General features: G+C 73.7%; 13 protein-coding genes. 9 read left to right on the top strand and 4 right to left on the bottom strand.

All coding sequences use genetic code 11. The annotated features are described in order from the left end of the window. Positions 1-22: 22 nt before the first annotated feature. On the bottom strand, positions 23-571 hold the full coding sequence (locus tag ACIRF8_RS20420; protein ID WP_404216783.1) for an HD domain-containing protein: 549 nt from the start codon (positions 569-571) through the stop codon (positions 23-25). A 270-nt stretch (positions 572-841) separates the two neighbouring features. Between ACIRF8_RS20420 and ACIRF8_RS20415 the strand changes: the two genes are divergently transcribed. From ACIRF8_RS20415 to ACIRF8_RS20390, 6 genes are all read left to right on the top strand, one after another. Further along, the gene (locus tag ACIRF8_RS20415) at positions 842-1621 is read left to right on the top strand and encodes a DUF4142 domain-containing protein (protein WP_404216782.1); all 780 of its coding nucleotides are present in this window, start codon (positions 842-844) and stop codon (positions 1619-1621) included. A 372-nt stretch (positions 1622-1993) separates the two neighbouring features. Further along, positions 1994-2167, top strand: a complete 174-nt coding sequence (locus ACIRF8_RS20410; protein WP_255978286.1) for a hypothetical protein — start codon at positions 1994-1996, stop codon at positions 2165-2167. A 257-nt stretch (positions 2168-2424) separates the two neighbouring features. Continuing rightward, complete coding sequence (locus ACIRF8_RS20405) at positions 2425-3780, top strand: L-fuconate dehydratase (protein WP_404216781.1); 1356 nt, start codon at positions 2425-2427, stop codon at positions 3778-3780. Beyond that, entirely contained in the window at positions 3777-4550 is a 774-nt protein-coding gene (locus tag ACIRF8_RS20400) for an SDR family NAD(P)-dependent oxidoreductase (RefSeq protein WP_404216780.1), read from the top strand. The genes ACIRF8_RS20405 and ACIRF8_RS20400 overlap by 4 nt, the downstream gene beginning before the upstream one ends. Before the next feature lie 5 nt (positions 4551-4555). Continuing rightward, positions 4556-5551: an aldo/keto reductase gene (locus ACIRF8_RS20395; RefSeq protein WP_404216779.1), complete on the top strand. Its 996-nt coding sequence runs from the start codon at positions 4556-4558 to the stop codon at positions 5549-5551. After that, positions 5548-6423, top strand: coding sequence for an amidohydrolase family protein (locus ACIRF8_RS20390; protein WP_404216778.1), 876 nt, complete (start codon positions 5548-5550; stop codon positions 6421-6423). Before ACIRF8_RS20395 ends, ACIRF8_RS20390 begins: the two co-directional genes overlap by 4 nt. On the opposite strand, the gene ACIRF8_RS20385 is transcribed toward ACIRF8_RS20390, so the two are convergent. Continuing rightward, complete coding sequence (locus ACIRF8_RS20385) at positions 6384-7790, bottom strand: lipase maturation factor family protein (protein ID WP_404216777.1); 1407 nt, start codon at positions 7788-7790, stop codon at positions 6384-6386. The two genes, ACIRF8_RS20390 and ACIRF8_RS20385, sit on opposite strands and share 40 nt — an antisense overlap. 103 nt (positions 7791-7893) lie before the next feature. On the opposite strand from ACIRF8_RS20385, the gene ACIRF8_RS20380 reads away from it, so the two are divergent. Next, positions 7894-10005, top strand: a complete 2112-nt coding sequence (locus ACIRF8_RS20380; RefSeq protein ID WP_404216776.1) for a SpoIIE family protein phosphatase — start codon at positions 7894-7896, stop codon at positions 10003-10005. 1 nt (position 10006) lies between these two features. Here the strand turns inward: ACIRF8_RS20380 and ACIRF8_RS20375 are convergent, their stop codons facing one another. Next, on the bottom strand, positions 10007-10219 hold the full coding sequence (locus ACIRF8_RS20375; protein WP_404216775.1) for a hypothetical protein: 213 nt from the start codon (positions 10217-10219) through the stop codon (positions 10007-10009). 293 nt (positions 10220-10512) lie between these two features. On the opposite strand from ACIRF8_RS20375, the gene ACIRF8_RS20370 reads away from it, so the two are divergent. Further along, on the top strand, positions 10513-11418 hold the full coding sequence (locus ACIRF8_RS20370) for a DUF2382 domain-containing protein (protein WP_404216774.1): 906 nt from the start codon (positions 10513-10515) through the stop codon (positions 11416-11418). A gap of 106 nt (positions 11419-11524) precedes the next feature. Next, complete coding sequence (locus tag ACIRF8_RS20365; RefSeq protein ID WP_404216773.1) at positions 11525-12388, top strand: Fpg/Nei family DNA glycosylase; 864 nt, start codon at positions 11525-11527, stop codon at positions 12386-12388. Between the two features lie 11 nt (positions 12389-12399). Here the strand turns inward: ACIRF8_RS20365 and ACIRF8_RS20360 are convergent, their stop codons facing one another. Then, the gene (locus ACIRF8_RS20360; RefSeq protein WP_404216772.1) at positions 12400-13059 is read right to left on the bottom strand and encodes a zf-HC2 domain-containing protein; all 660 of its coding nucleotides are present in this window, start codon (positions 13057-13059) and stop codon (positions 12400-12402) included. Between the last annotated feature and the right edge of the window lie 69 nt (positions 13060-13128).

Genomic DNA, 13128 nt, shown 5'->3' with positions numbered 1-13128 from the left:
GCCGTGCGGGCGCGGGGCGCGATCAGCGGCTGGGCGCGGCGGTGCGGCGGCTGCCCGCCGCCACCAGTTCCAGCACGGGGCGCCAGTCCTCCATGACCCCGGCGTCCAGACCTGCGGCCTTGCCCGCGTCGGCCGCCTGGCGCAGCGCCACCGCGTCCTCGGCCAGCGGATCGGCCTCGAACGCGGCGATCTCCCGCGGCGTCATCGACTCGCCCCGCGCCGACCGGGCCCGGTCCGGCCCGACCGCGGTGAGGTAGCGCTCGGCCGGTACATGCAGGCGTACGAGGCGTGCCACCCGCTCCCCGAGCAGGCCGCGCACCGCGTCCGCGGCCCGGTCCGCGTGCCCGGCGTCGTCCTCCGGGCACAGGAAGCGCCCCAGATCGTGCACGAGCCCCGCGACCTGCAACTCCTTGTCGCTGGGACGGCCGCGCCGCAGCAGCGCCGCGGTCTGGAGCGCGTGCTCGTGCGGATCGACCGGGTTCCCGCCGCGGGCGGGGGTGCCCCGAGTGTCCCGGCAGGCGTGCAGCGCTGCCATCAGCTCCTCGACGGTGCGCAGCTCGACACGTTCCATGCCTGTGCCCATGGTCCCCTCCCGAAGCTTCCGCGCTGCCTGTCCGGTCCGTCCAGAAGGACAGCATGGCCACGGGACCGGCAGCCGACCGGCCGGGCAACGGCACGTTAACGCTCACCGCCCCGGCCCCGGCCCGGCGCCTACGCACCGTGACGGAGCAGAGCGAACCCGGCGAGGAGCTGAACACCGCCGCCGCCCCACCCGTATCTTCCCGTACCACCAAGTAGCCCGCCGCCTGGGCGGGTCGACGTCGGTCACCGGGAGGACTGCTTGCGTCGCGTCAACGGCACCACCCTCATCCTCGCCGCCCTGGTCGCCACCCTCGGTGCCCTGGCCTTCCCGATCTGGTCGTACGCCGACCGCTCGGGGACCGGACAGGCCGATCTGGAGGCGAGCACCGTCGCCACCCAGTGGGGACCGCTGTCGGCGACGGACCGGGACTTCCTCGTCAAGGTGCGGCTCGCCGGGCTCTGGGAGATACCGGCGGGCCAGCAGGCCATGGAGCGCGCCCCGACGCAGGCGATCAGGGACGCGGGGGACCACCTCGTGGTCGGCCACACCGATCTCGACCAGCGGGTGCGCTCGGTGGCCGCGCGGCTGGGGGTGGAACTTCCCAACCAGCCGTCCGCGCTCCAGCAGGGCTGGTTGAAGGAGATGTCGGCGGCGAGCGGCAAGGAGTACGAGCGCAAGTTCGCCAATCTTCTGCGCAACGCGCACGGCAAGGTGTTCGCGCTCGTCGCCCAGGTCCGGCACACCACCCGCAACTCCCTGGTGCGGGAGCTGGCCACCGACGCCAACCAGACGGTGCTCGACCACATCACCATGCTGGAGAACACCGGTGACGTGGACTTCGACGGCATCGCGAACGAGGCGGCGGGCACCGCGACCGCCAGCCCCTCGGGCCCGCCCCCGCCGGACGGCCACGCTCCGCCGGCCCCCACCCCCGCCCTGCCCACGGGATCACCGGACGCCACGTCGCGCCCCTCCGCACAGCCCACCGACGAGCCGGGCCGCGGCATCGACACGGCCCGTCCCGCACCGACCTGGTGAGGAGGTCGGACGGGGTCTTGGCCCACCTGACGCGGATGCACCGCCGGTCCGGAAAACCGTTCGCGCCCGCCGGGCCGCCGTGGCTGAATGAACACCCGGCGACCCGCACGGGAAGACCGGGTTTCAGCCCCATCGAGCGGACCCTCGCTCATTTGGTTACTCTGTAGCCGGACGGTTACCGCACGTGGGTCCCACCCGTACCCATGGAACCGTCCGGGGAGAGGCCGGTCACCACGGCCGATCCCACCAGCGACACCGGCGCCACCGCGCCCGAACTGGCCCTCTACTCAAGCCCGATCGGGCGTCCGGTGCCCCGCGCGACGCTGGGCCGGTCACGCCGGAGCGGGTTACCCGACACACAAGGAGTGCGCGGTGACACCAGAGAAGACGAATCGCGAACAACGCCCCAAGGAACGTACGGAGCGGGCCGGCCGCCGGCCCGAGAAGCTCGGCAGCCTCGATGTCTGGGCCCGGTCGGCCCCCATCCGTCTCGCCGGCTACGAGGACGATCTCGCCGAACCGCACATCCTGCCCAGCGTCGACTGAGCCCGCGGCCCCGTCCCGACGGCCGTTCGCCCGTATCCCCGGAGGCCCGGGGGTGCGGGCACACGTATGTCCGGGCCCGGGGCCCCGGCGGTTTCATCGGATTGGTTCGCCCAATCCCCCTCCTCGCAGGGCCCATTGACGGCTCTGGCGTATGCCAGCATCATCAGACATCCGATGAATGCGCGCCGGGCGGCCTCAGGGGGGGCGGGCACGAGCGCACCCCCGTACCGCCGCGGCCCCTGCCCGAAAGGCGTCCCGTGCCCGCAACCACCCCGCGCGTCACCACGGTCGACACCTACGACATCCGGTTCCCGACCTCACGGGACCTGGACGGCTCCGACGCCATGAACCCCGACCCCGACTACTCGGCTGCGTACGTCGTCCTGCGCACCGACGCCGCCGACGGACACGAGGGGCACGGCTTCACGTTCACCATCGGCCGCGGCAACGACGTACAGGTCGCCGCGATCAGGTCGCTGCGCCACCATGTCGTCGGCCGGTCCCTCGACGCCCTCTGCGCCGACCCGGGCACCCTCCACCGCGACCTCGTCGGCGACAGCCAACTCCGCTGGCTCGGGCCCGAGAAGGGCGTGATGCACATGGCGATCGGCGCCGTCGTCAACGCGGCGTGGGACCTCACCGCCAAACGGGCCGGCAAGCCGCTGTGGCAGTTGCTCGCCGAAGCCGAACCCGAGTGGCTGGTACGGCAGATCGACTTCCGGTACATCGCGGACGCCCTCACTCCCGAGAAGGCGCTGCGCCTCCTGAGGTCGGGCCGCGAGGGCGCCGCCGAGCGCACCGCCCGCCTCAAGGAGCGCGGCTACCCGGCCTACACCACCTCGCCCGGCTGGCTCGGCCACTGCGACGAGAAGCTCACCCGTCTCGCCCGGCAGGCCGTGGCCGACGGCTTCCCCCAGATCAAACTGAAGGTCGGCGCGGACCTCGCCGACGACATCCGCCGCTGCCGCACCGCCCGCGAGGCCATCGGACCCGGCATCCGCATGGCCGTCGACGCCAACCAGCGCTGGGGCATCGACGAGGCGATCCGGTGGACCCGCGCCCTCGCCGCGTTCGACCCGTACTGGATCGAGGAGCCCACCAGCCCCGACGACATCCTCGGCCACGCCGCGATCCGCGAGGCGGTCGCACCCGTCAAGGTCGCCACCGGCGAACACGTCCAGAACCGCGTCGTCTTCAAGCAGCTCCTCCAGGCCGGCGCCCTCGACATCCTCCAGATCGACGCCGCCCGCGTCGGCGGCGTCAACGAGAACCTGGCGATCCTGCTGCTCGCCGCCGAGTTCGGCGTCCCCGTCTGCCCCCACGCGGGCGGTGTCGGCCTGTGCGAACTCGTCCAGCACCTGTCGATGTTCGACTACGTCGCCGTGACCGGCACCACCGACGACCGTGTCATCGAATACGTCGACCATCTGCACGACCACTTCCTCGACCCCGTCGTCATCCGCGAGGGTCACTACACGGCCCCCGCCGCACCGGGCTTCTCCGCGACCATGCGGCCGCAGTCCATCGCCGCGTTCACCTACCCGGACGGGGAGTTCTGGGTCGAGGACCGGGCCGGACACGAACCGCCCCACACGAACGGAGCCACAGCATGACCGACAGCGCCGGCCGCCACGATCTCGCCGGTCTCAAGGCCCTCGTCACCGGCGGCGCCTCCGGGATCGGGCGCGCCACCGCCGATCTGCTCACCGCGCGCGGCGCCGACGTCGCCGTCCTCGACCGTGACATCACCGCCGTGGACAAGCCCCTGCGCGGCTACGCCGCCGACGTCACCGACGACGAGACCGTACGCGCCGCCGTGGCCACCGCCGTCGCCGACCTGGGCGGACTCGACATCCTGGTCAACAACGCGGGCATCGGCGCCCAGGGCACCGTCGCCGACAACGACGACGCCGCCTGGCACCGCGTCCTCGACGTCAACGTCGTCGGCATGGTCCGCACCACCCGCGCCGCGCTGCCCGCCCTGCGCCGGTCGCGGCACGCGGCGATCGTCAACACCTGCTCCGTCGCGGCCACCGCCGGGCTGCCGCAGCGCGCCCTGTACTCCGCGTCCAAGGGCGCCGTGTACTCCCTCACCCTCGCCATGGCCGCCGACCACGTCCGCGAGGGCATCCGCGTCAACTGCGTCAACCCGGGCACCGTCGACACCCCCTGGGTCGGCCGGCTCCTCGACAAGGCCGACGACCCGGCCACCGAACGGGCCGCCCTCGAAGCCCGCCAGCCCACGGGCCGACTCGTCCGCGCCGACGAGGTGGCGGGCGCCATCGCCTACTTGGCGAGCCCGCTGTCCGGCGCGACCACCGGCACCTCCCTCGCCGTCGACGGCGGTATGCAGGGCCTGCGCCTGCGGCCCGCGGGACAGTGACAGCGATGCGCACCCACGCCCTGGGGCGCGGCGGCGTCCCCGTCACCGCGCTCGGCCTCGGCACCGCGGCCCTCGGCAACCTGTACACGCCGGTCCGTGACGACGAGGCCTACGACGCCGTCGACGCCGCCTGGGACGCCGGGATCCGGTACTTCGACACCGCCCCGCACTACGGCCTCGGCCTCGCCGAGCGGCGCCTGGGCGAGTACCTGCGCGGCCGGCCCACCACCTCGTACACCCTCTCGACGAAGGTCGGCCGGCTCCTGGAGCCCCACGACGGCCGGGGGGACGACCGCAAGAACGGTTTCGCGGTGCCCGCCTCCCACCGCCGCGTCTGGGACTTCGGCGCGGCCGGGGTGCGCCGCTCCATCGAGGACAGCCTCGGCCGGCTCGGCCTCGACCGGATCGACGTGGTGTACCTGCACGACCCCGACGACCACGCGGAACAAGCCTTCCGCGAGGCGTACCCGGAGCTGGAGCGGCTGCGCGGCGAAGGGCTCGTCGACGCCATCGGCGCGGGCATGAACCAGGCGAGGATGCTGACCCGGTTCGTCCGCGACACCGATGTCGACGTGGTCCTGTGCGCGGGCCGCTACAGCCTGCTCGACCAGCGGGCCCTGCCCGACCTCCTGCCGGAGGCAGCCGCGCACGGCGTCCCCGTCGTCATCGGTGGCGTCTACAACTCCGGTCTCCTCGCCGACCCGAGGCAGGGCGCCACCTTCGACTACGCCCTCGCCGCACCCTCGGTCGTGGAGCGCGCGCTGAAGTTCCGGAAACTGGCCGAGCGTCACGGCATCAGCCTGCGCGCCGCCGCGCTTGCCTTCCCCTTCGGGCACCCGGCCGTCACCGGCGTCCTCGTCGGCCCCCGGTCCGTGGCCGAGGTCCTCGACGCCGCCGAGCAGTTCGCGACCCCGGTGCCCCCGGAGTTCTGGGCCGAGGCGCGCGCCCGGAACCTGCTCGCCGCCGACGTCCCCACCCCCGAACCGGAGGAGAGCGCGTGAGCGGTGGCCCCCGCCCGGGGATCATCGACGCCCACCACCACGTCTGGGAGCTGTCCGCCCGCGACCAGGACTGGATCACGGGACCCGCACTGGCGCCCCTGCGCCGGGACTTCACCCTGGACGACCTCACCCCGCGGGCGCGGGCCGCGGGCGTCGCGGCCACCGTCGTCGTGCAGACCGTCACCGTCGCCGAGGAGACCCCCGAACTCCTCGCCCTCGCCGGACGCGGCGACCTCGTCGCGGCCGTCGTCGGCTGGACCGACCTGACCCGCCCCGACGTGGCCGACACCCTCGCCGCGCTCCGCGAACTCCCGGGCGGACAGCACCTCGTGGGCATCCGGCACCAGGTGCAGGCGGAGCCGGACCCCGGGTGGCTGCTCCGCCCCGACGTGAGCCGCGGCCTGACCGCGCTCGCCGACGCGGGGCTCGTGTACGACCTCGTCGTGCTCCCGCACCAGTTGCCCGCCTGCGTGCGAGCCGCCGCCGGCCACCCCGAGCTGACCTTCGTCCTCGACCACGCGGGAAAGCCGCCGATCGCGTCCGGCGCGACAGAGCCCTGGCGTACCCACCTGCGGGCGCTCGCCGAGCTGCCCCACACGGTGTGCAAACTGTCCGGCCTGGTCACCGAGGCGGACCGGGCGGCCCGGACCGTCGAGGCGCTGCGGCCCTACGCGGACCCGGTCCTGGACGCGTTCGGGCCCTCCCGCGTGCTGTTCGGCTCGGACTGGCCGGTGTGCACGCTCGCGGCGACGTACGGCGAAGTGGTCGACCTTGCGGGGCAGTTGGTGGGCGGAATGGACGAGGACGTGTTCGCCGGGACGGCCCGGCGCGTCTATCTCAGCCGGGTCGGTGCCAGCAGTTCCCGCACATAGGTCCGCTCCCACCACGCCCCGGTCGCCCGCAGCTCGCGCCACGTCGTGTACCGGTAGCGGTAGACACGGGCCCGGACGTGGGCGGGCGGCGCGTCGGGGAAGGGGCAGTGCCGCAGCAGGCGCAGCGTGTCCCGGTCGCCTTCGAGCAGCCGCTCGACGAGCCCGTCGAACCAGGGACGGGCGTACGCGGGCGACAGCGCGGCGAACCACATCATCCAGTCGAGCCGCAGATGGTACGGCGCGAACGGGCGCGGCAGCCGGCGCGGATCGCCCGGCTTGCCCTTGAACTCGTAGGCCAGCCACTCGGAGTCGGGCCGGGGCGCCCGGTCCGCCGTGCCCTCGAGCACGATTTCCTGGCGGACCCGGCCGACCGTGCCGAACGCCCCGTACGTGTTGACGAGGTGCAGCGGGTCGTACGACCGGTTCATGGACTGGCGCCGGGAGAGCAGGTTGCGCACCGGCCGCACGCTGAGCCCCGCCACCAGCACGGTCAGGGCGAGAACGACGCTCTCGTACCAGAGCGGTGCTCCGGGCAGCTCGCGCGGCGGGTGCGGCGGGGTCAGGTCGAGGGCGGACGCGGCCAGCACGACGGTGAGCCAGTTCAGCCAGGCGAAGTTGCCCGACAGGATCAGCCAGAGCTGGGTGACGATCATCAGCCCCGCCGCCACCGTGGCGACCGGCTGCGGGGCGAACAGGAGGAAGGGCACGACGAGCTGCGTCACATGGTTGGCCGCCGCCTCCACCCGGTGCACGGGCCGGGGCAGGTGGTGGAAGAACCAGCTCAGCGGGCCGGGCATCGGCTGGGTCTCGTGGTGGAAGTACAGACACGTCAGCTTCCGCCAGCACGCGTCGCCGCGCAGCTTGATCAGCCCCGCGCCGAACTCCAGGCGGCACAGCACCCACCGCAGCAGGAACAGGACGAGGACCGGCGGCGCGACCTCGTCGTTGCCGAGGAACACCGCGAGGAACCCCACCTCCAACAGCAGCGACTCCCAGCCGAAGCCGTACCAGAGCTGGCCGACGTTGACGATCGACAGGTACAGCGCCCACGGCGCCAGCCACAGCAGCATCGCGCCCCACAGCGGCAGCAGCCCGTCCGCGCCCGCGAGCAGCGCCGCCGACAGGGCGGCCCCGGACCAGGCGCACCCCGCGAAGAACCGGTCGGAGTAGTGCAGCCGGAACAGCGTCGGCGCCCGCCGCCACGGCACCCGCGCCAGGAACCGCGGCACCGGCAGCATCCCGCGCTCACCGATCAGCGCCCGGAACTGGAGGGCGGCCCCGGCGAACGCGACGAGGTACAGCGCCGCGAGACCGCGCTGGAACACCAGGCGGCTCAGCCAGTAGTCCTGCGCGCCGAACCAGTGCACGTTCCCAGTGTGGGGCAGCGCGCCCGCCGAGGTCGTGCGGGGACCCGCGCGCCCGGGCCCGCCCCGCATGCGGCCCTCCGGGGGTGCGCCTAGCGTGGGCCCCATGGACGCGGGTCACGGGGGCGCCGAGGAGCCCGGCGATCCCCCGGGTGGGGAGAGCCCGGAGGACTCCCCGCGCGGATTTCTGGAGGCGTACGGGCGCGGCCTGCGCATGGGCGGCTTCGAATGGGACCTCGAATCCGGCCTGATGCACATGGACGCCACCGCCCACGAGGTGTTCGACATCCTGCCCGAGGAGTACGACGGCCGCCCCGAGACCCTCGCCGTGCGCGTCCCGCCCGGCGAGGGCAGCCGCCTCGACGCCCTCGTCTCCCAGGCGCTCAAGGGCGGCGAGGAGAACTACGGCGCGTACTTCCGCGTCCGCACCCGCGACGGCGACCTGCGCTGGACCCACACCCGCGGCTACATCCGCCGCGACGAGACCGGCCGCCCGCGCCGCATCGTCGGCATCGTGCGCGACGCCACCGACGAACTCAACGACGCCACCGTGCAGCACGAGCGCGCCGCCCGCGAGGCCCTCAGGCGCCGCGAGACCAGCGTCGTGCAGAACACCACCGCCGCCCTGGCCCACGCCCGCACCGTCGCCGAGGTCATCGACGTACTGCGCGAGACGCACGGCGTGGAGCACCTGGGCGCGACCAGCTTCGTCATGGGGCTCGTCCGCGCCGGCCGGATCCACCTGGTCGCCGAGGGCCCCTCCGGCAGTTTCGTGCCGGGCACCCACATCACCCGGGTCGACGACCCGTACCCGATGGGCGAGGTGGTGATGACCCTCGCACCCCGCTTCATCGAGTCGCCCGAGGACTTCGCCGCGTCCTACCCGCTCCTGTGGCCGCACATCACCCACCTCGGCATCCGCTCGGCCGCCTACCTCCCGCTGATCGCGCAGGCCAGACCGATCGGCGCCGTCGGCCTGCTCTACCACGACCGCAAGGGCTTCACCCAGTCCGAGCGCAACGTGCTCGTGGCCCTCGGCAGCAGCATCGCGCAGAGCCTGCAACGCGCCATGTTCTACGAGCAGGAGAAGGACCTCGCCCAGAGCCTGCAACAGGCGATGCTGCCGCGCACCATCCCGACCGTGCCGGGCGCCGACATCGCCGTGCGCTACCGCGCCGCCTCCAACCAGTCCCTCGGCCGCGACATCGGCGGCGACTGGTACGACGTCATCCCGCTGCCCGGCGGCCGGGTCGGCGCCGTCATCGGCGACGTCCAGGGGCACGACACGCACGCCGCCGCCGTCATGGGCCAACTGCGGATCGTGCTGCGCGCCTACGCCGCCGAGGGCCACACCCCCGCGACCGTCATGGCCCGCGCCTCCGTCTTCCTCGACGAACTCGACACCGAGCGGTTCGCGACCTGCCTGTACGCGGAGGCCGACCTGTCGACCGGCGTCATGCAGATCGTCCGCGCGGGACACCTCGACCCGATGCTGCGCCTGACCGACGGCACCTGCCGCAGACTGCCCGTCGAGGGAGGGCTGCCGCTCGGCCTCTCCGCCGAATTCGGGCAGCTCGAATACCCGGTGACCACCGCCGAGCTCGACCCTGGGCAGACCCTGCTGCTCTGCACGGACGGCCTCGTCGAGCAGCCCGGCGCCGACCTCGACGACGGCCTGGACGCCCTGGCCGCGCTGATCGGCGAGGGCCCCGCCGACGTGGCCCGGCTCGCCGACCGGCTGTGCGAGTCCGTCGGCGAGCGCGACGGCGAGGACGACGTGGCGCTGCTGCTCCTGCGCCGCCGGGGCGCGGGCACCCCACCGGGCGGCGGCCGGCTCACCGAGCACGTACCGCCCGGCGACCCGGACTCGCTCCGCGCGGCCCGGCACATGATCCGTACCGCCGTCCGTGCCTGGGGCGCGGGCGAGAGCGCCGACGAGATCGAACTCGTCGCCGACGAACTCATCACCAACGCGCTGATGCACACCGAGGGCCCCGCCGTCGTCACCGTGCGGGTGCTGACCGGGCCCGTCCGCAGGCTCCGGGTCGACGTGGAGGACACCTCCAGCGCCCTGCCGCGCCGCCGCGACGCCGGTGAGGCGGGTGTCTCGGGGCGGGGCCTGTTCCTGGTCGACCGGCTCGCCGACGTGTGGGGCGTGGAGGCGCGCGGCGGCGGCAAGTGCGTGTGGTGCGAGTTCGTCGTGCCCGCGCCCCGGTGACTCACAGGGCGCGGGCGGGCCATGCGCGGAGCGGCCATTCCCGGCCGTCGTCCCACTCGGTGAGGAGCAGGCGCGCACGGTCGTCCGCCTCGTGCTCCTTGCGCATCCCGTCGAACTTCCGGTCGGCGGTGTCCGCGTCGTCCCACCATCCGTCCAGGACGCGGGCGCCGTCGATGGTGAGGCTGAGGTGGTATCTGCCGGGCTGGTCGCTCACGTCCACCAGGATCGCGCGGCACCCGCTGCCGCGCGGCACCGGGGGTCCACGGGGGAACCGACGAGTGGTACACGGCAACCATTCACCCGTACGGCCCATCTCGCGAGGACAGCGCGGGAAGGGCCCACACCGGCTCTGCCGCACCATGAGCGACGGTTCGGCCCCGCCTTTCGACTACACGCAGTGAAGCTCCTTGTTGCACGGATCGCGGCCAGGACGCGCCATGGGTACGAGGCACATGGTCGAAGCGGCGACCTCCGTTCGCCCCCATGTTCCGGAGGGAGTGATCACGCATGACGCAGGGCGAAACCTTCAACACACCCGATGCCCTCGTGGGACTCACGGCGTACGACCGCACGGGAGAGAAGATCGGCAGCGTTGAGCGGGTCTATCTCGACGACGCGACGGGCCGCGCCGACTGGGTGACGGTGAAGACGGGCCTCTTCGGCATGAAGGAGAGCTTCGTGCCCCTGGCCGGCGCCAGCCGCGGCGGCGACGACACGCTGAAGGTGGCGTACACCAAGGAGGCGGTCAAGGACGCGCCCCGCGTCGATGCCGACCAGCACCTGGACCAGGACGAGAAGCAGGAGCTCTACCGCCACTACGGCCTCTCCGGGCCGTCGGCGGCCCCCACCGGGGACACCGGACGCACGGGCACGCGCGGCACCGCCGCGGCGGGCACGGCGGCCGGGGCCGGCGCGGGCACGGGCCTGGGCGGCGAGACCACGCACGGCCGGCACGCCGCCGGGGCGCGTGAGCCCGCCATGCGCTCCGGGGCCGGAACCGGCAAGGACGAGATGATCCGCTCCGAGGAGCGCCTGCGCGTCGGCACCGAGGAGCAGGAGGTCGGCCGCGCCCATCTGCGCAAGGTGGTGGAGACCGAGAACGTCACCACCTCCGTCCCCGTCTCCCACGAGGAGGTGCGCGTCGTCCGGGAGCCGATCCGCGAGGGCGACGCCAGGAGCGCGACCATCGGCGAGGCGGAGACCGAGGTGACGCTGCACGCGGAGCGGGCGGTCGTCAGCAAGGAGACCGTCCCGGTGGAGCGCGTGCGCCTGGAGACCGAGAAGGTCACCGAGACCGACGAGGTCTCGGGCACGGTACGCAAGGAGAAGATCGAGTACGACACCCCCGAGACCGACCGCAAGGGCATGCCCCGCGACGGCAAGTCCGGCCCGGGCCACGGGCCGCGTCACTGACCCCCTCCGGTGAATCGGCGGGCCCGGCTGCGAAGCCGGGCCCGCCGCCCTGTGCGGCGGAGCAACCGGAGCGGCCCCGCGCACGCTTCGATGGCACCCTGGACGTATGCCGGAACTGCCCGAGGTCGAAGCGCTGAAGGACTTCCTCACCGAGCACCTGGTGGGGCAGGGCGTCACGCGCGTCCTGCCGGTCGCCATCAGCGTCCTGAAGACGTACGACCCACCGCTCACCGCCCTGGAAGGCCGCGCCGTGACCTCCGTGGACCGGCACGGCAAGTTCCTCGACCTCGCCACCGACGGCGGCCCGCACCTCGTCACCCACCTGGCGCGCGCGGGCTGGCTGCACTGGAAGGACACCCTCCCCGACGCCCCGCCCAAACCGGGCAAGGGGCCCCTCGCGCTGCGCGTCGCCCTGGAGAGCGGCGCGGGCTTCGACCTCACCGAGGCCGGCACGAAGAAGAAGCTGGCCGTGTACGTCGTCCGGGACCCCGGCGACGTACCGGGCGTCGCCCGCCTCGGCCCCGACCCCCTCGCCGACGACTTCGACGAGGTGAGGTTCGCCGAGCTGCTCGACGGCGAGCGGCGCCAGATCAAGGGCGCGCTGCGCGACCAGTCGCTGATCGCGGGCGTCGGCAACGCCTACAGCGACGAGATCCTGCACGCCGCCCGCATGTCCCCCTTCAAACTGACGGGCTCCCTCACCCCCGACGACGTCCACACGCTCTACGAGTCGCTGCGCTCCACGCTCACCGACGCCGTGGAGCGCTCGCGCGGCGTCGCCGCCGGCCGGTTGAAGGCCGAGAAGAAGAGCGGCCTGCGGGTGCACGGGCGGACGGGGGAGCCCTGCCCGGTGTGCGGCGACACCGTGCGCGAGGTCAGTTTCAGCGACAGCTCGTTGCAGTACTGCCCCACGTGCCAGACGGGCGGCAAGCCGCTCGCGGACCGGCGGATGTCCCGGCTCCTGAAATAGGCGCGGCGCCCTCATCCGGGAACCGGCAGGGACAGCAGCCGTTCCCCACCCACCGCCCGGACCTCGAACCGCAGGATGCGCCCGGGCCGGTCCGCGGCCCCGCCCCGCACCTCCACCCGGCCGCCCCGCACCGCCCAGCTCGCCACCGTCTGCTCACCGCCGCCGCGGCCCACCGCGACCAGCTCGCACACCCGCGGCCCGCCGGGGTCACGGACGTCCAGGCCCACCTGGGTGCCCCAGTCCCGCCCGGCCGCGGAGAGCGTCGCGCTCACCCCGGTCGCCGGGTCACGGCCGCGCAGCGTCAGCTCCGCGCCGCGCGCGCCGTCGCCCCGGGAGAGCAGCGCGGCCATGGGCACGGCCGCACCGAGCAGCAGTAGCCCGGCGGCGACCGCGCCCCAGAGACGGTGCCGCGCCGTGCGGCGATGCAGCCCCGCGAGCCGGTCGACGGCCCGCTCCACCAGCGTCGGCACGGGCCGCGCGAACACCTCGACGCACGGCGGCGTCACGCGCGCGTACACGCCCAAGGCACCGGCCGCGGCGCCGAGTTCACGCAGCCGCGCCGCGCAGGGCGCACACTGCGGAAGATGGTCCTCGAAGCGGTCGCGTTCCGCCGCGTCCAGGACCCCCAGCGCGTAGGCGCCGGCGTCACGATGCCGTTCCAGGGACCTCATGCGTTCCTCCCGCTCTCGCCCACCGGTACGCACCCGGCGCCCGATCCACTCAAGCGACCACCCGATTAC

It is taken from the genome of Streptomyces sp. NPDC102406 (genome assembly GCF_044765725.1).
Classification (GTDB): Bacteria; Actinomycetota; Actinomycetes; order Streptomycetales; family Streptomycetaceae; genus Streptomyces.
The sequence above is the reverse complement of the archived record's forward strand: the minus strand, read 5'-3'. Positions and strand labels throughout refer to the sequence as shown.